This window comes from Natrinema versiforme, assembly GCF_005576615.1.
GTDB lineage: Archaea > Halobacteriota > Halobacteria > Halobacteriales > Natrialbaceae > Natrinema > Natrinema versiforme_A.
In genome coordinates, this window is record NZ_CP040332.1 from 128,222 (window position 1) to 148,356 (window position 20,135).

General features: G+C 67.3%; 18 protein-coding genes. 7 read left to right on the plus strand and 11 right to left on the minus strand.

Annotated features, from left to right (window positions below; translation table 11 throughout):
- Positions 1-15: 15 nt before the first annotated feature.
- Positions 16-1,155, plus strand: a complete 1,140-nt coding sequence (locus FEJ81_RS21595; RefSeq protein WP_138247273.1) for a DUF4350 domain-containing protein — start codon at positions 16-18, stop codon at positions 1,153-1,155.
- A gap of 17 nt (positions 1,156-1,172) precedes the next feature.
- Positions 1,173-2,258: an AAA family ATPase gene (locus tag FEJ81_RS21600; protein WP_138247274.1), complete on the plus strand. Its 1,086-nt coding sequence runs from the start codon at positions 1,173-1,175 to the stop codon at positions 2,256-2,258.
- A 54-nt stretch (positions 2,259-2,312) separates the two neighbouring features.
- Here the strand turns inward: FEJ81_RS21600 and FEJ81_RS21605 are convergent, their stop codons facing one another.
- The 4 genes from FEJ81_RS21605 to FEJ81_RS23535 all read right to left on the minus strand — a co-directional run bounded on the left by FEJ81_RS21605 (position 2,313) and on the right by FEJ81_RS23535 (position 5,634).
- Positions 2,313-3,206 (minus strand): hypothetical protein, encoded by an 894-nt coding sequence (locus FEJ81_RS21605; protein WP_138247275.1) that lies wholly within the window; start codon positions 3,204-3,206, stop codon positions 2,313-2,315.
- Positions 3,203-3,859, minus strand: coding sequence for a hypothetical protein (locus FEJ81_RS21610; RefSeq protein ID WP_138247276.1), 657 nt, complete (start codon positions 3,857-3,859; stop codon positions 3,203-3,205). Before FEJ81_RS21610 ends, FEJ81_RS21605 begins: the two co-directional genes overlap by 4 nt.
- Positions 3,856-5,379, minus strand: coding sequence for a DUF58 domain-containing protein (locus FEJ81_RS21615; protein WP_138247277.1), 1,524 nt, complete (start codon positions 5,377-5,379; stop codon positions 3,856-3,858). The genes FEJ81_RS21610 and FEJ81_RS21615 overlap by 4 nt, the downstream gene beginning before the upstream one ends.
- A 108-nt stretch (positions 5,380-5,487) precedes the next feature.
- Positions 5,488-5,634 carry a hypothetical protein gene (locus FEJ81_RS23535; RefSeq protein ID WP_175416537.1) on the minus strand — a complete coding sequence of 49 codons (147 nt, stop codon included), beginning with the start codon at positions 5,632-5,634 and terminating at the stop codon, positions 5,488-5,490.
- A gap of 177 nt (positions 5,635-5,811) precedes the next feature.
- Here FEJ81_RS23535 and FEJ81_RS21620 point away from each other — a divergent pair, with 177 nt between their 5' ends.
- The 5 genes from FEJ81_RS21620 to FEJ81_RS21640 all read left to right on the plus strand — a co-directional run bounded on the left by FEJ81_RS21620 (position 5,812) and on the right by FEJ81_RS21640 (position 10,745).
- The gene (locus FEJ81_RS21620) at positions 5,812-6,984 is read left to right on the plus strand and encodes an NAD-dependent epimerase/dehydratase family protein (protein ID WP_138247278.1); all 1,173 of its coding nucleotides are present in this window, start codon (positions 5,812-5,814) and stop codon (positions 6,982-6,984) included.
- Positions 6,985-6,987: 3 nt separating this feature from the next.
- Entirely contained in the window at positions 6,988-7,980 is a 993-nt protein-coding gene (locus FEJ81_RS21625) for an NAD-dependent epimerase/dehydratase family protein (RefSeq protein WP_138247279.1), read from the plus strand.
- The gene (locus tag FEJ81_RS21630) at positions 7,977-8,981 is read left to right on the plus strand and encodes an NAD-dependent epimerase/dehydratase family protein (protein WP_138247280.1); all 1,005 of its coding nucleotides are present in this window, start codon (positions 7,977-7,979) and stop codon (positions 8,979-8,981) included. Before FEJ81_RS21625 ends, FEJ81_RS21630 begins: the two co-directional genes overlap by 4 nt.
- Positions 8,978-10,012, plus strand: coding sequence for a DUF2304 family protein (locus tag FEJ81_RS21635; RefSeq protein ID WP_138247281.1), 1,035 nt, complete (start codon positions 8,978-8,980; stop codon positions 10,010-10,012). The genes FEJ81_RS21630 and FEJ81_RS21635 overlap by 4 nt, the downstream gene beginning before the upstream one ends.
- A gap of 109 nt (positions 10,013-10,121) precedes the next feature.
- Positions 10,122-10,745, plus strand: a complete 624-nt coding sequence (locus FEJ81_RS21640) for a class I SAM-dependent methyltransferase (RefSeq protein WP_229504852.1) — start codon at positions 10,122-10,124, stop codon at positions 10,743-10,745.
- 280 nt (positions 10,746-11,025) lie between these two features.
- Here FEJ81_RS21640 and FEJ81_RS21645 read toward each other — a convergent pair whose 3' ends face one another.
- From FEJ81_RS21645 to FEJ81_RS21675, 7 genes are all read right to left on the minus strand, one after another.
- Positions 11,026-12,366, minus strand: coding sequence for a glycosyltransferase family 4 protein (locus tag FEJ81_RS21645; protein ID WP_138247283.1), 1,341 nt, complete (start codon positions 12,364-12,366; stop codon positions 11,026-11,028).
- Between the two features lie 10 nt (positions 12,367-12,376).
- Positions 12,377-13,729, minus strand: coding sequence for a nucleotide sugar dehydrogenase (locus tag FEJ81_RS21650; protein ID WP_138247284.1), 1,353 nt, complete (start codon positions 13,727-13,729; stop codon positions 12,377-12,379).
- On the minus strand, positions 13,716-14,633 hold the full coding sequence (locus tag FEJ81_RS21655; protein WP_138247285.1) for an NAD-dependent epimerase/dehydratase family protein: 918 nt from the start codon (positions 14,631-14,633) through the stop codon (positions 13,716-13,718). Before FEJ81_RS21655 ends, FEJ81_RS21650 begins: the two co-directional genes overlap by 14 nt.
- A gap of 67 nt (positions 14,634-14,700) precedes the next feature.
- Positions 14,701-15,780: a non-hydrolyzing UDP-N-acetylglucosamine 2-epimerase gene (gene wecB, locus FEJ81_RS21660; protein ID WP_138247286.1), complete on the minus strand. Its 1,080-nt coding sequence runs from the start codon at positions 15,778-15,780 to the stop codon at positions 14,701-14,703.
- Between the two features lie 85 nt (positions 15,781-15,865).
- The gene (locus FEJ81_RS21665) at positions 15,866-17,053 is read right to left on the minus strand and encodes a glycosyltransferase family 4 protein (protein WP_138247287.1); all 1,188 of its coding nucleotides are present in this window, start codon (positions 17,051-17,053) and stop codon (positions 15,866-15,868) included.
- Positions 17,054-17,186: 133 nt separating this feature from the next.
- A complete protein-coding gene (locus tag FEJ81_RS21670) occupies positions 17,187-18,419 on the minus strand; it encodes a sulfatase-like hydrolase/transferase (RefSeq protein ID WP_138247288.1) in 1,233 nt (410 codons plus the stop codon).
- A gap of 135 nt (positions 18,420-18,554) precedes the next feature.
- Positions 18,555-19,997, minus strand: coding sequence for an oligosaccharide flippase family protein (locus FEJ81_RS21675; protein WP_138247289.1), 1,443 nt, complete (start codon positions 19,995-19,997; stop codon positions 18,555-18,557).
- Between the last annotated feature and the right edge of the window lie 138 nt (positions 19,998-20,135).

Genomic DNA, 20,135 nt, shown 5'->3' on the forward strand with positions numbered 1-20,135 from the left:
GTCGGAGGTGATCGCATGAGCTGGCACGCCGGCGTCCTGAAAGACGGGGACATCGTCTGGCCGCGTGCATTGCTGGTCGCGCTCGCCGTGGCGACCGTCGTCGCGCTGGGCGTCTTCGCGGCCACGTCCGCGGCGGCGTTCAGTCCGTACAACCCCTCGTGGGACGGGACGACCGATCTCAGCGATTCGCTCGAGAACGATCCCGACGTCGAGAGCGAACTCGTCCGCGATGCGGACAGATACGAGGCGTTCGCGAACGAGTCCGCCGCCAACGAGACCGTCGCGTTCGTCGTCGCGCCGGACGAACCGTACGCGGCCGAGGACGCGGCGCGGATCAGGGAGTTCGTCGAGAACGGGGGCACGCTCGTCGTCCTCGAGAACTTCGGTGAGAACGGCAACTCGCTGCTCGCGGATGTCGGTGCCGAGGCCCGTGTGGACGGGAGGCTGGTGCGCGACGAGTACAACCACGACGGCGGGCCGGCGATGCCGGTCGCAACCGCCGTCGAGAACCACTCGATGACCGACGGCGTCGACCGGGTGACGCTCAACTACGCGACGGCGGTCGAGCCGGGGTCGGAGAACACGACGGTACTCGCCACGACGAGTAACGTCTCCTACCTCACGGAAGACGACGAGCGCCTCGGACAGGAAGATGAACTCGGATCGCACCCGGTCGCGACCGTCGAGAACGTCAGCAGCGGGGCGGTCGTCGTGATCGGTGATCCGAGCATCGCGATCAACTCGATGTATACCCGCTCGGACAACGAGCGGTTCGTCCGTGAACTGTACGAGGGTAACGACCGCGTCCTGCTGGATGTCTCGCACGTTTCCGACGTGCCGCCACTGGCTGCAGCGGTCCTGACGATCCGTAGCGTCCGCCCCCTTCAGGCGTTGCTCGGGGCCGGCGGCATCGCCGCGATCGCGGCGCTGTCCAGCCGCCGCGTTCGCTCGATCGGAGCCCGCGTCCGGCGACTCATCTCGGGCGACCACTCCGGGGACGCCCCTCGAGAACGACGCCGTTCGGACTCGCTCCTGTCCGATGACGACCGGGCGGCGATCCTTCGACAGCGCCATCCCGATTGGGACGACGATCGGATTCGGCGCGTGATCGGGGGGAGGACCCGCGATCGGCGGAACCGCGACGATAGCGACTGACCGAGTTACCACCGACCATGACACGACGAACGAACGAAACCGATCCACGATCCGACGACGCTAGTCCAGTCGATCCGGCGGCGATTCACGACGCACTGTGTGCGGAGATCGATCGCGTCCTCGTCGGCAACGACGACGCGGTCGAACTGCTCACGATCGCCATGTTGACGCGAGGCCACCTCCTCCTCGAGGGGGTCCCCGGCGTGGCGAAGACGACGCTCGCGGACCTCTTCGTACGGGCGAGCGGGCTCGAGCACAGCCGCGTCCAGATGACGCCGGACATCCTCCCGGCGGACATCACGGGGACGGAGATCTACCGCGAGAACAAGGAGGCGTTCGAACTCCAGCGCGGCCCGGTCTTCGCGAACGTGGTCGTCGCCGACGAAATTAACCGCGCGACGCCCAAGACCCAGAGCGCCCTGCTCGAGGCCATGCAGGAGCGCCACGTCACGATCGGCGGAGAGACCCTCGAGTTGCCGACGCCGTTTATGGTGATCGCGACGCAGAACCCGATCGAGATGGAGGGCGTCTTCGAACTGCCGGAGGCCCAGCGCGATCGATTCCAGTTGAAACACCGAATCGAGCTTCCAGACGAGGACGACGAACTGAAACTCGTCGATCGCTTCGACGACGAGCCGACGCTCGGACCGGACGCGGTCGAGCAGGTCGTCAGCCGCGAGGACCTGCTCGCGGCTCGCGAGCGTACCGCGTCCATCCACGTCGCCGCACCCGTCAAGGAGTACCTCGTCGATCTCGTTGGCGCGACGCGGGATCACCCCGATGTCGCTCACGGGGCCTCGCCGCGGGCGACGCTCGCGTACCTCGACGTCGCGAAAGCGCGGGCCGCGATCCACGGCCGCGAGTACGTCATTCCCGACGACGTGAAAGCGCTTGCCGAACCGACGCTGATCCATCGGCTCGTACTGTCCGCCGACGCCGAACTCGGCGATGTCGCTGCGGACGATGTCATCGCGGACATCCTCGAGTCGGTCGACGTTCCGGTGATCGACGCCGCGAACGAGCCGCAAGCGGTCAGCGACGGTGGCGACACCCGTGACAGCGGCGATGGCCGTGACGGTGGCGACAATACCGGGCAGCCGTAATCAGCGCCGCGTCGCAGTTCGGATCGCGAGTATCGGGTAGTAGCCGAACCGTGTTCACTCCGTTCTCTCGTCCACGTGGTCCCAGCGACAGGTGACCAGCCACTCGTCGGGCGTCTCGCCCGCGTCGACCGCGAGTTCGATCGGCCGATCGAGAGCCTCGGCGACGCCGACCGCGAGAAACGAGGCGACGGGGTGGTCGACTCTGTCGACATCGCCGAACGCGCTCGAGTCGATCGCGACCGTGAGGCGGCCGTCGTCGGCGTCGACCGCCGGCTCCGCGCGCCGCGCGAGTTCGAACTGTTCGACGACCGCGTCGGCGAGGGTCGTCGCAGCGGCCGACGGCTCGGCCGGCAGCGGCTCGCCGAGCGTCCGCTCGAACTCGGCGAAGAGTCGCCCGCCGGTCGGCTCGAGGACGAGCCCCCGCTCGGCCGCTCGGGTGACGATCGGTCCCGATCGGTCGTCGGGAAGCTCGTACTCCGCTCGCTGTGGGACGAACAGCCGGACGGACGCGCCCTCGCTCCCGGGGAGATAGAGGCGCTCGTCGCGGAGGGCGAGATCGTCGATCAGGGCGGCCACGTTCGTCGCGGCGGCGGCGTAGACGCACTCGCCGACGTCGGCGGCGACGAATCGCCCGGGGGTGAGATACGCGGTGAGTATCCCGCCGAACAGGCCGGTGCCGCCGAGGGCGAACAGCACCGCCCGCCCGTCGGGGAACAGGAACCCGCCGAGGACGGCGAGCGCGCCGACGACGGCGAGCCACCGCGCGGTGCGGCGGTAGGTCGTCCGGGTGGCCCGCGCGTACTCGTCCCGGAGTCGGGCGTTCTCCTCGGCGAGGAGTTCGGCTCTGGCGGCCAGCTCGGCTCGATCCGGGGCCGATTGCACAGCGGTGTCGTCGGTCGGCGAGGACTGGGAGTCGGTACGATCGGGATCGTCGGTGGTCGTGCTCATCGTTCAGTGTCCGTGTCGGGCGTCGTTTCGTCCGACAGCGACGGCTCGCCGTCGGTCGTGCAGACGGTCGTCGATTCGTCGGTCGTCCGCCGGTGTGACTCGCCGCGATCGGTCGCTCCTCGCTCGAGGACGACGACGAGTCCGTACCGGTGGAGTCCGTACATGCTACCGGCCACTGCGGCGACCATCACGGCAGCGGCCACCCACAGCGGTTGTCCCGCCGGACCCAATGCGAGTCGGGCGAGTCCGGCGAGCGCACCGGCGCTGGCGAGCGCCGTCGCGGCGTACCGGATCGGAACGGTCGCCGCCGTTCGGGGGGCCGACGCGAGCACGAGCGCCACGAATCCCGCCTCGACGATCACGAACGATGTCGGGTCGATCGCGGCGGGAACGCAGACGACGAGCGCGACGTGGCCGAGCGCCACCGCGTACGGCGGCCCGAGCGCGTACCAGCCGGCGGCGGTCGCGACGCCGCCGATCAGCCCCGGCCATCCGGCGACGACCCAGAACGCCCCGACGAGCGCCGCGAGCGCGACGATCGCCGGCACGTTGAGTTCGGTCGCCCGGCCGCCGGCGGTGTCTCGAGCGCTCCGGTCGTCGTCCGTCTCGCCGGCTCCGGCCGCCTCGGTGGCGGCGGTCGACCGCTCGCTCATCGGCGACCACCCCGATCGCGCGCCGCTTCGAGGACGGTTCCGAGTCGATCGGCGGGGCCGACCTCGAACGCCCTGACACCCTCGAGCCGGCCGAGGTCGCGGCGGAGCGACTCGAACTCCCGGTAGCGCTCATAGGCCCGCTCGATATCGTCGAGGCCGCCGGGCTCGTAGAGGACGCTCGGCGCGAGAAACACCGTGACGTCGCTGTCGTTCCGTCTGGCCAGCGAGACCGTTTCGCGGACCTCGGCCGGATCGGAATCGTCGGTGAAGACGATCGTCCGCGTCGCGGACACGGACGACGCCAGCGACGTCCGGACCGCGTCGGAAAGCGGCCGATCCCGATCCCGGCAGCTATCGCGCCGCGACTCCGCGTAGAACGGGCGCAGCGTCTCGGCGAACGGATCGGTGTCGCCCTCGAGGTCCCGAACCGAGTGACGGGCCGTCCGTCGCGTCGCGCCGCCGTGGACTGACGGGGACGGGCCGGCGTCGTCCCGCGTCGCTCGAGGCGTCTCGGAGCGCCCGCCGTCGGTCGCCTGCGGTCGCGCGTGGGCGGTCGAGGCCTGCGGTGACGGCGTCGCGGGCGTCGGCTCGACATCGAGGAGTTCCCGGCGGATCGTCGCGTACGCCTCCGCCGTCGCGGCCGGCTCGAGATCGGTCGTCACGCCGCGGTCGCCCACACAGCGGAGCCCGAGCGGATCGTCGCTGTCGCGGGCGTTCTCGGCCGTCGCGAGCATCACTTCGCGGAGGTAGTCGAGTTTCGTCTCCGACGGCGGGCCGGACGCGAGGGGCCGTCGGTGGTCGACCACGAGGAGCGTCCGGCGGGTCGTCTCGGTCTCGTACTCGCGGACGTGGGGCGTCGCGAGCCGCGCGGTCGCTTTCCAGTCGATCCGCTTGGCCGCGTCCCCGGGGACGTGTTCCCGGAGTTCGGACGGCTCGAGGCCGCGGCCCGATCGCCGCAGCGCGTGGTCGCCGTAGACGCTCGTGAGCCGATCGCCGCCCTCGCCGACGTGGATCGCCTGCGGCCCGCGGGACTCGACCGAGACCGTCGGCGAACCGCCCGCGGCGAACGTCTCGCGGAAGCGGCCGTCGGTCGCGGTCACCCGCGCCGGATCGAACGCGTGCGTTCCCACAACCGGCCAACTCGCGACCGCGGTCCGCTCCGCGCCGGTCGTCTCCGGTTCGACGGCGACGGCCGTCGCGTCACCGTCGGCCGTCTTCGTCGCCGTCGGCAACCCCGCGTCGACATCGAGATGCAGCGGGGCCGGGTCCGCGAGCGTCGCGGCGAGGGTCACCGGAACCGATTCGTCGGCGCGGACGCTCGAGGACGGCATCGACCGGGTGACGGAGAGCCCGCGTCGCGTCCGCTCGAGGGCGGCGAGGAACGCGGACTGGGTCGCGAGGAGCCACGCGCCGATCAGCGCCACACCGGCCAAGAGGAGGGGACGCTCGAGGACGACCGCGAGCGCGGCCAGAAAGCCCGCGAGAGAGACACAGCCCCACAGGTGACGTGTCACGCGCATACTGGTCGTCCCACCGGAACGGGTTTGAAGGTACTGGTCATCGGCGACTGGTGCAATTCCACACCGCGGCGTCGGGGGTCGTTGGACGTGTCGCGTGCGGACCGACCGTCACTCGTCGTCGCGGCGCTCGCTGAGGTGCTTCCAGATTTCGACGCATCCCGCGCCGTCTCGCAAGTCGTCGACCAGTTCGTCGTCCGCTTCGTCGGCTTGGTCGGTCGGTTCGGTCTCCTCGGTTGTATCGCTCGTGTCGGCCATACGAACCGACCTTGATTCACCGATGGTAATAAGTTTGCACTATTGGACCCTGATACTCTCACGAGATCGGACCGGTGAAACGGCGGAACTGTTCGGTAGATAACGCCTATGGAAGTATCATCGGTGCTTACCAATGGATACACTTTTGACCCTGTTTGGAACACTATCGATAGCATCATGTCAGTACTGCTCACCGGCGGAGACGGCTATCTCGGATGGCCGACGGCAGTTCGGATCGCATCTCAAACCGACGAACAGGTCGTCCTCGTGGACAACTTCGCGCGACGAGGCTGGGTCGAGACCGTCGGCTCGACGAGTGCCACTCCCGTCGCGTCCATGGACGACCGCCTCGACGCGCTCGAGGAGGTCCACGGCGTCCGGAACCTCTCGTTCGTCGAGGGCGACCTCACCGACGGCGACTTCGTCGACCAGTTGCTCCGCGTCCACGAGCCCGAGACGATCGTCCACACCGCGGCACAGCCGTCCGCGCCGTACTCGCAGATCGGCCGCGAACGAGCCAACTACACCCAGCACAACAATCTCCAGTCGACACGGAACCTCCTCTGGTCGCTTCACGAAAACGATCTCGAGGACACGCACTTCGTCGAGACCACGACGACCGGCGTCTACGGCGCCCCCTCGTTCCCCGTCCCCGAAGGCGGCGCGACGATGGAACACGGTGGCGAGCGCGACGAGGTGCCGTTCCCCGCAATGGCCGGCTCGTGGTACCACCTGACGAAATCCCACGACGCGGCGAACATGCGACTGGCCCACGAGCAGTTCGACATTCCCGTCTCCGACGTTCGGACGGCGATCACGTACGGCACCGACACGACGGAGACGGCGGCCGATCCCCGGCTCGGGACGCGGTTCGACTTCGACTACTACTTCGGCGTCGTCGCTCACCGGTTCTGTGCGCAGGCCGTCGCCGGCTACCCCATGACCGTCTACGGCCGCGGCCAGCAGCGCAAGCCCTTCATCGCGCTCGAGGACGCCGTGGAGGGATTGGCCCGGCTCGCGCTGTCCGATCCGGACGACCGGCCCGACGACCACACCGTCTACAATCAGGTCACCCGCGCGATCAGCATCGTCGAGATCGCCGAGACCGTCGCCGACGTGGCCAACGAATACGGGCTCGGCGTCGAAGTCGAACACTTCGAGAACCCGCGTTCGGAGGACGAGACACACGAGATGGAGATCGAAAACGACCGGTACGACGCGTTGATCGGCGGCCAATCGACGACGTTCGAGGAGGGCGTCCGCTCGATCATCGAGACGCTGCTCGAGAACGAGTCGACCATCGTCGCCCACGAGGACCGGTTCCTCCCCGACGTACTGAGCGAGGGCTGACCCGTGCGGGTACTGGTCACCGGCGGCTGTGGGTACATCGGCAGCGCGCTCGTCCGTCGCCTCTCGGAGAACGAGGCGGTCTCCGACGTCGTCGTTCTCGACTCGCTCGCGACCGGATCACCGCGCTCCCTGCTGGGCGCGGTCGACGGCCTCGAGTTCCGGCGCGGCGACGTTCGGGACGGAGACGATGTCGAGAGCGCAATGTGCGGCGTCGACCGCGTGATTCACCTCGCGTCGATCACCGGCGCTGCGAGCACGCACGACCGGCCCGAGGAGACGCGTGACGTTATCGTCGGCGGCACCGAGACCGTCGCGGCGGCGGCCGGTGCGGCGGGCGTCGACTCGGTCGTGTTCGCCTCCTCGTGTAACAGCTACGGCCGCGCGGCGAGTACGAACCTCGACGAGACGACGACGCCGGCCCCGCTCAATCCCTACGCCGAGGCGAAAGTCGAGGCCGAACGCGTGGTCCGCGAGGCGGCGGCCGAGCACGGCTTCTCCGCGACGTCGCTGCGAATGAGTACGAACTACGGCTACGCGCCCGGCATTCGGTTCAACCTCGTCGTCAATCACTTCGTCTTCCGTGGCCTAACCGACCGGCCGCTGACGATCTACGGCGACGGCGAGAACTGGCGGCCGTTCATCCACGTCCAAGACGCAGCCCGGGCGTACGAACACGCGGCGGTGTTCCCCGAGCGATGGCCACGAGACCTGTACAACGTCGGACGCACCGATCAGAACTTCCGTATCGAGGATATCGCCCGCATCGTCAGGCAGGAACTCGGCTGCGACCTCGAGATCGTCTACCTCGAGGACGAACAGCCGGGGCCGTCCTACCACGTCGAGTTCGACCGGCTCGCAGAGACCGGATTCGAACCCGAGTGGACGCTTCGAGAGGGCGTCCGTTCGCTGGCCGACCAGTTCTCCCGATCGAGGGAGCCCGGACGGGCAGTGGCGGCGTCGCCGCGGCAACCGGTCTCGGACGGTGAGTACCGATGAGCGCGGCCGTCACCGAACCGACCGGCGTCGAGTCGGACCCGGTACACGTCGCGGTCACCGGCGCGGCGGGATATATCGGCAGCCGCGTCGTCGCACAGCTCCGATCCGAACGACCCGAGTGGTCGATCACGGCGATCGACAACTTCTATCGCGGCTCGCTCGAGCGGATCGACGATGTCGCCGTCGAACACGTCGACATTCGACACCGCGACCGGTTGTGGAGCGCGCTCGAGGGGGCCGACATCGTGATGCACCTCGCCGCGATCAGCGGCGTCGAGGACTGCGCATCGAACCCCGAACTCGCCTACGAGGTGAACGTGACCGGGACGGGCAACGTCGCCCGGTTCTGCAGACAGAGCGGTGCCGGACTGATCTTCCCGGCGAGCATGGCGGTCGTCGGCGACCCCCGCAAGTTCCCGATCAGGGCCACTCATCCGCGAGATCCGCTGAACTGGTACGGCCGAACCAAGGTCGTGGGCGAGCGGCTCATCGAGGAACTCGCCGTCGACTCGTTTCCGGCCCACAAGTTCCTCAAGTCGAACCTGTACGGGGATCACACGGTCGACGACCGGGTGGTCACGAAGGGAACGGTGCTCAACTTCTTCGTCGACCGAGCGCTCGCGGCCGAGCCGCTGCCGGTCTACGAGCCGGGCACGCAGTCGCGGAACTTCGTCCACGTCAAAGACGTCGCCAGGTCCTATCTCAACAGCGCCGATGTCCTCGTCGAGCAACTGGACGACGACGCGACCGGCGTCGATTCGTTCGCGATCGCCAGCGACGAGGACCCCAGCATCGGTGAGATCGCCGAGATCGTTCGCGAGTGCGTCGCGGAAGAACGGGGCATCGAGATCGAGACCGAACTGGTCGACAACCCCCGGGACAACGAGACCCTCGTCGACGCCTTCCCCGTGGAGACGACGCGGACCCACGACGTCCTCGGCTGGGACCCGACGCACACGGTCGAAGACACGATCCGAAAGCAGCTCAGACAGGCCCCATGATCCCGGTTCCCCCCGACCCGCTCGACACGGCGTTACTCGTCCTCGCCGTCGGGATCCTCTACTGGGGATTCGATCGGTACCGCCGCCGATTCGAGCGGAGCGACCTCCTGATCGCAGTCGCGCTTGCAAGCGGCGTGCTATCGTTCGTGTTCGTCCCCGAGGCGTTCGACGCCATCGGGGGCGTCCTCGACATCGAGCGTCGATACATCGTCGTCTCGCTGCTCGCGAACGTCGTCCTGCTCGGGGTCGTCTTCCACGTGTTGAATCTCGCCCGACGCGCCAGCGACGAGGTGTCGGCGCTGACGCGATCGCTGTCCGTCGATCAGGCCCCGGCGACCGACGGCGGCGTCGAAACGGTGTTCGTCGTGATCCCCGCGTACAACGAGGGCGACACCATCAGCACCGTCGTTTCGTCGCTGCCGGACTCGGTCCGCGGCTACGAGGTCCAGCCGCTGGTCGTGTCGGACGGCTCCGCCGACGAGACCGCCACCAACGCCGCTGAAAACGGCGCGATGGTCGTCGAACACCCGATCAATCAGGGGCAGGGCGGCGCCCTGAAAACGGGGTTCGAGATCGCGCTCGAGAACGAGGCGGCCATCGTCGTCACCCTCGACGGCGACGGACAACACCCGCCGGACGAACTCGAGCGACTCGTCGCACCGATCGTCGACGACGAGGCCGATTACGTCATGGGGTCGCGGTATCTCGGCGTCGATCGCTCCGGGAACGGCGTCGTCCGTCGGACCGGCATCCGGTTTTTCACCGGCGTGATCAACGTCCTGATGAACACCGCGATTACCGACTGTACGAACGGCTACCGTGCGATCCGCGGCTCGATGCTCGAGCGACTCACGCTGACGGAGGAGCGGTTCAACGCGCCCGAACTGATCATCGAAGCGCGGAAGAACGGCCTCCGACTCGAGGAGATCCCGATCCGGATCGAGGATCGGAAAGACGGCGACACGAAGAAACCCAAGCTGGGCTTTGCGGTCGGCCTGACGCGCATCATCGTCGTCGCGTGGCTGCGATGACGCCCCACTGCGCCGCCGGTCTCGACCGGCGGGTACCGGCCCAGCGCCCGCGGCCGCAGCGAACACCCCTACGGCTACCATGAGAGTAAACGAAACGCGCAAACGAAACGTGGAAAAGACGTTCGAACGCTGTATCGAAGCCCACGTCAGGGACGCGTCCGTCCTCGACATCGGCTGTGTCGCACACGACTCCGACAAACGCCACGACGAGCCGTGGTTACACGAACTCGTCGTTCGGACGGCCGACGACGCGGTCGGCGTCGACATCCTCGAGGACGAACTCGAAGCGCTCGACGACGCCGGCTACGACGTCGCTCACGGCGACGCACAGGCGCTCGCGCTCGAGGAGACGTTCGACGTGATCGTCATCGGCGAACTGATCGAGCACCTCGTCGACTTCGACGGGCTGTTGCGATCGATCGACGACCACCTCGCCGAGAGCGGCAGGCTCGTCATTACGACGCCGAACGCGACGGCGGTCCACTGGACCGCGCTGCGCCTGCTGGACCAGGAGTTCGTCAACACTGATCACACGTGCTGGTTCGACGCGACCACGCTGACCCAACTCCTCGAGCGATACGGCTTCGAGCCGACCGAGATCACGTATGTCGGCGACTGTCGGCTCACACTCGAGGACCCGCTGCAGGCCGGCGGCTGGCTGTGCGAGCGCCTCCTGCCCGACCGCGTCGGGAAGAGCACGCTCGCCGTCGTCGCCACGCGCAGCGGCGAGTAACCGATTGCTTCGGAGAAACGATCGCCGACGGCAGTCGATGCCGCTCGTTTTCGGCCGCGTATTCCACAGCTGTTCGTTCTCGAGTGAGAACCGAACGGTCGCTGCCACCTCTTCTCGAGCGGAGTCGTCGCTGACCGCCCCCATCAGCGGAGTGTCGTAGCGAGTGCCAGAGAGAACGAGCGGTACAGCGAGGCGGGTCGTCGATATCTGTGTTCCGAGGTCTTCTCGTCCGGGTCAGATCAATCGTCGCTACAGAACACGAAGTTCGAATCCGGGCCGGTTACCGACGGAAGCCGGCCGCCGTTGCGAGCCGACCGAACCGGGCGCGGAGCCCGGACCCCGCGACCTCGCGCTCGCGAGCGACGTCCGCGAGGAGGTCGCCGACCCGGTCGCCGAGTTCGTCCCACCGATGCTGTCGGTCGACGAACGCGACGCCCCGTTCGCCCATCGAGCGGCGGCGGTCCGGGTCGGCGGCGAGTTCGCGCAGCGCCGTCGCGACGGCGTCCGGATCATTCTCGACGGCGAGCCCGGCACCGGATTCCTCAGTGACGGACTCGATCTCCGCGACGGCGCTCGCGACGTAGGGCGTTCCGACGGCCATCGTCTCGAGGAACTTCGTCGGGCGCGCGTAATCGAGCGCGTGCTCGGTCTTCAGCGGCACCAGACTGATCGCCGACGACGCGACCAGCGCCGGAATCTCCTCGCGAGGAACCGGCCCGTTGATCCGGACGCGGTCGTCGATAGCCAACCGCGAGCTGAGCGCCTCGAGTTCCGCCCGGCGTTCGCCGAAGCCGTAGACGACGAGGTCGTGCTCGATCTCGGCGCGTCGAAACCCGCGCAGGAACGGCTCGAAGGCCTGCCCCTCGCCTAACTTCCCCGTGTAGATGATCCGCGGCTCCTCGTCGGTCGCGATCGATGGGTCGAACAGGTCGTCGTCGACGCCGAACGGGACCGTCTCGATCCGCTCCTTGTCGATATCGTACTCCGCTTGGTACTGTGCTGCCATTGTCGGCGTGAGGGCGATGAGCCGGTCGCAGCGCTCGATCGCGACCCGCTCCATCCACCGCAGCAGCCGGTAGGCGAGCGACCGTTCGTCGGTGAACCCGAAATCGACCGCGTTCTCGAGCCAGCGGTCGTAGACATCGACGACGAGCCCGCGCCCGGTCGCCAGCGCCGCGAGGCCGGGCACGAGCGTCGTGTGCGGGCCGATCTGGACGACCACGCAGTCGTACTTGCGGCCATGGACGAGCACGTAGACGGTCGCGAGCACCGCGAAGATAACGTGGTTCAGGATCCGCTCGAGGTTCGTCCGGTCGTCGACGGGCTGATAGGTGAACAGCCGCGTGACGGGAACGCCGCCGATCCGATCGGTCGACCACGGGCGGTAGCGGCGCTCGAACTCCCCGACGGGGACGGACGGCTGGGGACAGACGACGCGGGATTCGACGGTCTCGGGCGTGTTCCGGAGGAGCTTCTCCCACCGGTGTGCGCCGGCCATCGACTCCGGCGGGAACAGTTGCGAGACGACCAAGACGGACGACTCGTCGGTATCGCCCTCGGCGTCCGAAGCGCTCTCGTCGCGGGCGCGGCTCCGACTCGAGGATGCTGTCGATGCTGACATGCGTAGTGAATCAGGGTTCGATTGGGTTCTCGACGCCGAACTGGAGCAGTTCGATGCCCGCATCGTCGAACCACGAGCGGTGCTCCTCGAGGGCGGCCACCGTCTCCTCGTGGGGGACCAGTTGGACGACCACGTCGGGCGACTCGCGCTCGAGGACCGAGCGCAACTCGTCGTAGGCCAGCGCGTCGACGTGGCGGTCGTAGTGGCGAACGCGGTAGCCGTCCTCGCGGACGTCAGTCACGATCTGCGATGCGGGGCTGTTCCGGCGGTCGTCGACGCCCGGTTTGTACGCGGCCCCGAGCGCGACGACCGTCGGGTCCGCGAGCGGGGCGAGCGTCCGGCGGATCTTGCGTGCAGCGACGGCCGGCATCTTGTCGTTGATCCGGCGCGCGGTCGTGATGAGGTTCGTGTGCTCCGGATCGACCTCGTTCAGGAACCACGGATCGATCGGGAGGCAGTGACCGCCGACGCCGATCCCCGGCCGAAGGATGTCGACCCGCGGGTGGTTGTTCGCGAGGTCGATCACCTCGCTCATGGCGACATCGAGTTCCTCCCCGATCAGGGCGAACTCGTTCGCGAGCGCGACGTTGACGTCCCGGTACGTGTTCTCCATGAGCTTGCAGAGCTCGGCCGACAGCAGGTCGGTGTAGTAGACGTCACCCTCGAGGAACGGCTCGTAGATCGCCGCGGCGCGTCGCCGGCTCCGCTCGTCGATCCCGCCGATGATGCGGTCGTTGGTGACGAGTTCGTCGAAGACGTTTCCCGGGAGGATCCGCTCCGGCGAGTGCGCGAGCTGGATGTCCTCGCCCGGCTCGAGCCCGGCGTCCTCGAGGACAGGCACGACCGTCTCCTCGCAGGTCAGCGGCGGCACCGTTGACTCCACGTTGACGATGTCGCCCGGCTCGAGATACGGCAGAATCGACTCGAGGGCCGCCTCGAGCGCCGAGAGGTCCGGGCTCTTGTTCGGCTCGGTCAGCGGCGTCGGGACCGAGATGACGAACGCGTCGCCGTCGGTCGGTTCGGTCCGCGCCTCGAGGTTTCGCTCGACCGCGTCGGTCGCCAGCAGCGCTTGCAGTTCGTCCTCGTCGAGGTTCAGGGTCCTGTCGTTGATCTCCCGGACGAGGCCCCCGTCGATGTCGACGCCGACGACTCGCTTGCCGTTGTTCGCGAGCAACAGCGCCAGCGGCAGCCCGACGAACCCGGTGCCGACGACGACCACGTCCTCGATCGGCTCGAGCGCCGGATCGTCGCTGCCGGTGCGGGCGTCGCGGTTGCCGAGATTGTCACGGTCTCCATCACTGCCACTGTCTGCGGACCGCGCCGGTCCGCGCGGCCGCTCGGATCGCGGCTCACTCGAGGTCATAGTACTCACGCATCCAGTCGATCGTCCGCGGAATGCCCTCCTCGAGGGAGACGCGCTGTTCGTGATCGAGGTCGCGTTTCGCCTTCTCGACGCTGGCTTTCTTGTTGAGTGTGTTGTGGGTCTCGGTTCCCCGATACTCGACCTGCTCGTCGTTCTTGCCGAGGTAGCCGAGCACCATGTCCGAGAGTTCCTTGATATTGTAGTACTCCTCGCCGGCGATGTTGTACACCTCTCCGGGGTGGAACGAGTCGATGACGTTCGCGAGCGTGCGTACGGTGTCGTCGATGTACGTGAACGAACGGTGGTGGTCCTCGTAGACGTGGTACGGCAGGTCGTGCAGCGCCCGGTAGCAGAACTTGCAGACGACGCTCCGGTACTCGCTGTACTTCTCGCCCGGCCCGTACGTGTTGAAAAATCGGACCCGGACGGACTCGGTCCCGTGCCGGTCGGCCGCGTTCATAATCTGTTGCTCGTTGACCCACTTCGAAATCGCGTAGTCGTTCAGCTGGCGCGGTCCCTCCTCGAGCGGCACGGATTCTTCCATCACGTCGTCGTAATCGCCGTACACCTCGCTGCTCGAGGAGAAGACCAGTCGGAAGTCGTGCTCGGCCTGCAACCGGCACACGTTCTTCGTCCCGACCGCGTTCGACTGCCACATGGTCTCGTAGAAGTCCTCGCCGTTCTTCCGGCCGAACTCCGCGCCGAGGTGGTAGACGTAGTCGAACTCGCGGTCCTCGAAGACCCGCTCGAGTTGGCGGTACTCGCTGACGTCACAGCGGTAGTATCGGTCGCGTTCGTTCCACGGGAGGTCGGCCACCCAGACGTCGTGATCGCGTCCTTCGAGTTCGTCTGTCAACGGTGCACCGATCGCTCCCAGTCCTCCGATGACGAGCACTGATGCCATGTTCCCACGCTCTACAAGCAGTGGTAATTACCTTGCGGCGGTTGGAGCGGCGAAACGGGCCGATATGTCAGAGTAGGGCGTCCAAAATCCGGTCCGCGGCGGTGCCGTCCCCGAACGGGTTCGGCCACTCCCCGTCGCGATCGACCATCGCCTCGGCTCCCTCGACGATCGCCGTCCGGTCGGTACCGACCAGGCGGTTCGCGCCAATGTCGATCGTCTCCGGCCGTTCGGTGTTGTCCCGAACCGTGAGACACGGCGTTTCCAGGATACACGTCTCCTCCTGGACGCCGCCGGAGTCCGTAATCGCGAGCCGCGCGTGGTCCTCGAGGGTCAGGAAGTCGAGGAAATCGAGCGGGGGAACGAGCCGGATCGAGTCGGGGACCGACCGGTCGAGGTCCTCGAGATTCTCTCGCGCTCGCGGATGGATCGGGTAGACGACCTCGCGGTCAGTCCGCTCTGCGAACTCGCCGACGCCCGCGAGGATGCCTCCGAAGCGGTCGGGATCGTCGACGTTCTCCGCCCGGTGGGCGGTAAGCAGGTAGAACTCGCCGGACTCGAGGTCGCGGTCCTCGAGGACCGTGCTCTTCCGGGCCGCGAGGTCGCGGTGCTGCGAGACGGCGTCGACGATCGTGTTTCCGGTGACGACGACCCGCTCGTCGTCGATCCCCTCCGCCGCGAGCAGCCGGGCCGACTCGTCGGTCGGCGCGAAGCGGTAGTTCGACACGTGATCGGCCAGCACTCGGTTAATCTCCTCGGGCATGCTCCGGTCGAAGCTCCGCAGCCCCGCCTCGACGTGGGCGAGCGAGGGCTCGAGTTTGCTCGTCGCGATCGCACCGGCCAGCGCCGAGTTCGTGTCGCCGTGGACGATCACGTGATCCGGTCGCGTCTCGGTGAGGATCGATTCGATACCGCGGATCATCTCGGCCGTCTGTGCGCCGTGATCGTCCGAGCCGACCTCGAGGTTGTGCGTCGGCGTCGGTAACTCGAGTTGCTCGAAGAAGACGGTATCGAGCGAGTCCGAGTAGTGTTGTCCGGTGTGGACGACGACGTACGGAACGTCCCGATCGTCACACGCCCGAATGAGCGGCGAGAGCTTGATGATCTCCGGACGCGTTCCCAGCACGAACGCGATTCTGGGGGCAGCCATGTGTTGTCGCGGTATCACATCGACGGTAAAGAATCCTCAGTGCGTAACGAGACGCTTCGTCTCACTGCCACTCTATTGGGCGTCCCTACCGAGTCCCTCCCGCTCGAGTGACCGCGGGCGCAGCCTCGCTCCCGCGGGCCGCCACGTACAGCTCGCGGTGGCGGTCGACACAGTGATCCACCGAAAACAGCGTTTCGGCGCGGTCTCGAGCCGCCACACCCCGTCGACGCCGCTCCGCGGGGGAGTCGAGCGCGTCGCAGATCGCGTCCGCGAGGGCCGCCGGGTCGGCCGGAGGAACGACCCAGCCGTGCGTGCCGTCCTCGAGTTGCTCCGGGACGCCGCCGACGCGCGTCGCGACGATTCCCGATTCCATCGCCATGGCCTCCAGTACGGCGATCGGACACGCCTCCGTCACCGAGGGCAGGACGAACACGTCGAACGACGAGAGGAGCCGCGGCACGTCCGATCGGTGCCCGAGGAATCGCACGGTCTCCTCGAGGTCCAGCCGGGACCGGAGCCGCCCCAATCGCTCGGCGTACCCCCGTCGCGACTCGAGTATCTTCCCGGCGACGGGCACGACGACTGAGCCGATTCGATCGTGGACGCGTGCGATCGCCCGAAGCAAGTACTCGTGGCCCTTGACGGGGTTGATGTTGCCGACGGTGCCGACGATCGGCACGCCCTCGGCGACTCCCAGTTCCTCGCGGAGCGACTGCTCGCCGGCCGCCACCGTCGTCGGATCGAACTCGGCCACGTCGACCGGCGGGTACACCGTCCGCGTCCGGACCGACCCGTCGAAGAAGTAGTCGCCGACCGCGTCCGCGGCGAGCGCGATCTCGTCCGCGGTGGCTCGAGCGAGGCGGGCCATCCCGCGGGCGAGCGGCCGCGGGGTCCCGGTATCGTTGAAGAACCAGGCCAGCGGCGTGTCCGTACGCCGGGCGGCGACCGCGGCCGGGAACGAGAGCGTCATGCTCGCGTGGACCACGTCGATGTCCCGGCGCTCGATCGTCGCCGCGAGCCGGGCGATCGACGGGAGCAGTCGGGCGGCAAAGCGCGCGTTCGCGAGCACGTTCCGGGGCGGCCGTAACTGCGGCGGCCCGGGCCGGACGACCTCGAACCCGCGGTCGGCAGCCAGTCGCTCGAACGCGTCGTCACCGTCCGGCAGGTGAAACACCGTCTCGATGCCGCGGTCGCGCAGCCCCTCCGCGACGGCCAGCGATCGGCGCTGGGGACCGCCCACGCGGGGGTCGGCGAGGCTATTGAGAACCCGCATTCGTGATCGGTGCGTTCGATCCGAACCCGCATAAAACGTACCGACGGACCGCGAGCGAACTCGGTACCTACGCTCAGCCGACGCCGCGGGAGACAGCCGTAAGGCGACGCTATGCCGACTCGAGGCGGGCGGCTTACGTGTATCCGAGATCGCGAAGGCGCTGCTCGGCCCCGTCCGAGAGCGACACCTGTTCACCGGCGACGGCACCTTCCGCCAGCCGCTCGAGCCGTTGCTCCGCTTCGCGTTCGGAAAACGACGGCTCGCCGTAGCGACTCGAGGCGCTGTCGGCGTACGCGCCGACCGCAGTCGGGAGGTTCCGGCGGACGTACCCCCGCTTCGCGCTCGCGACCGTCTTCCCGGCGAGGACGAGCAGCCGTTCGGGAAGCGACGTCCGGGCGAACGCGTAACCCCCGTCGGCGTCCCAGAGACCCTCGTAGTGGAGCGAGCCGGAGCCGACCGGCAGCGACGACGGCAGCACCCGGTTCTCGTATGTGCAGGGTCGGGGCTCGTCCGTGAGCGACCGCGCCGCCGATCGGCCGTCGAACTGCGTCCGGTCGTTCGGCTCCTCGACGCCGAGCACGTCGAGGACCGTCGGGAGCAGGTCGGCGTGATGGAACACGGCGTCGTCGACCGCGGCCGTCGGCAGCTCCGGGTGGAACAGCGCCATCGGCACGTAGACGAGTTCGGGCCGCATCGGCGAGCTGTGCCCGAGTTCGCCGCCTTCGCCGAGCAACTCGCCGTGGTCCGAGGTGTAGATGACGAGCGTGTCCTCGAGACGCCCCGTCTCCTCGAGGCGATCCAACCGTTCGAAGAAGCGTTCCACGTCCAGTTCGACGCTCCGCCGATACTCCTCCTGAAGCGTCGCCGTGTCGGCCGCTCGCCGCCGCCGGAAGTAGTCCGATGCGGTCCCCGAGAAGTCGCCGTACGGCGCGTGGCCGCCCGGCCCCCGCTCCATCGCGACGAACGGCGACTCGAGGCCCTCGAGCGGGTCGTCGACGGCCGGCGGCTCGACGCCGAGGACGGTATGGATCGGGTCGACGGCGTTGCCGTGTTCCCGTTCGGCGTACGCGAAGATCGAGTTGACGAACCGCGTTTCGTGTCCCGGCACGTCGAACAGTCGGAAGGCGTCGGCCGACAGTCGGTGATTGAACGTTACGACCCCGTGAGTCGTCGGGTAGCGACCGGTCGCGAGCGAGGCGAACGAACTCGGACTGTGCGTCGAGGCGCTCACCGATCGCACCGTGGCCGCCCGGTCGGTCACCCGATCGGGCACGGCGTCCCATCGCACGGCGTCGCCGACGTAGACGAAGACGTTCTCGACATCGAGCGACTCGAGGGCCCGCTCGAGCGTACGGCTGGATGACATCGTCGCCCCGTATCATCCACTCCGTAACGAAGGTTTCGGTGAAACCTGTCCCTTATCGCTATTGGAGATCGACTGTGTCGGTATCTGACTGACTACTCGGCCGACGGTTGCGACACGGATACAGGGAAACCGGTCTTAGAGCGGAATGCCGGACGCGTCCAGCGGAACGTTCCGCCGCACGGTCGAGCGAAACCGGGACGATTGAACGAACAGACAGAGGAAATACACCCCGGCACCGACGGCGACGAGGACGGCGAGGGACACGTATTCGTTGAGCAGCGGGCCGCGACTCGTCTCGAGACGGAGTCCCGCGTAGACAACGGCGGACATCACGCCGGCGGACAGCCACTGATACGCTATTTCCCGTCCCGGGATCGTCAGCGGGAGTTCCGCGTTGAGGTAATGCGCCGCCAACGCGAACCCGATCGCGGCCGAGAGCGCGGTCGCGACTGCGGCGCCGATCCAGCCGTAGAGAGAGATCAACACGACGTTGAGGACGATATTGCTCGCCACGAACACGATGTTCGTTCGGAACGAGAGATCCGGGCGATCGATGGCGTTGAGGGCGTTTACCAGTTGGCGCTGATAACTGTACACGAGAACGGCCGCGACGAGGATCCACATGACGGTCGCTCCGGCGGCGAACTCCTCACCGTAGATCCGCAGGATACGATCACCGAGTAAGACGCTCCCGCAGAGTCCGGGGATCAGAAAGAGGCCCGTATACGCGATCGAGACGTTGACCAGATCGGTTATCGCCCCCGTCTCGCCCTCGGCCGAGAGTTTACTCATTTCCGGGAAGAGCGTAGCTCTGATCGACGAGCCGAAGATATCGAGGAGTTTGGCGATCGACCACGCTACGGAATAAATGCCGACCAGTCCGGACGGAACGAACGCACCCAGGACGAGGATATCGGCGTTGCTGAACGAGCGCGCCCGGAGCGACCCGAACCACGAGAATTTGGCGAAGTCGAAGACGCTGGCGAAGTGACGTCGCCTCGGCACGCCGTAGTTGACGGAGAACAGAACGAACGTGATCGCACCGGCACAGAGACCGGCGACCGCGTAGCCGACGAACATACCGGCCAACCCGTATCCGACGGCGACGAGCCCGATCTGTAGCAGGGCCTGACCGAGTTTTCGACCCAAGGAGACGAATCCCGAGACGTGAACGAGGCGGTAGCCGTTCAGCACGGCGATAGCGTACTCGAAGAACAGACTGGCGAAAAAGAGCAACGCGATCAGACTCGCGGCCTGCACGCCGACGTACGCGTTCAGATGCTCTCTGAACAGGAATATCGCCGCGGACAGCGCCGCGATCGGAATCGCGAGCATCACCGCACCGGCGACGACGAACGCCCCCCGGTCGTCCCCCTCGCTCAGCCGTTTCGTGACTGCAGTCGTGATCCCGAACTGCCCCCCAATCTTCAACCAGAGGACGACCGCTATCGCCAGCGTGTAGATACCGTATCTCTCCGCACCGAGCACTCGAGCGAAGTACACCGTCGAGAGGAACCCGATTACCGTGGCCACGACCGTCGTCCCGTAGTAGACGAGCGAGGTTTGACCGAGCTTCATCGTTCACCGGACACCCGTTCTATCGACGTCGACGGGACGTACCCGAACAGGGTCTCGAAGGAATGGCATTTTGCTGTCGGCCGTAACGCGATGCCAGTATAAAGGAAATGGTCGATAGCAATAACTACTGATACGAAA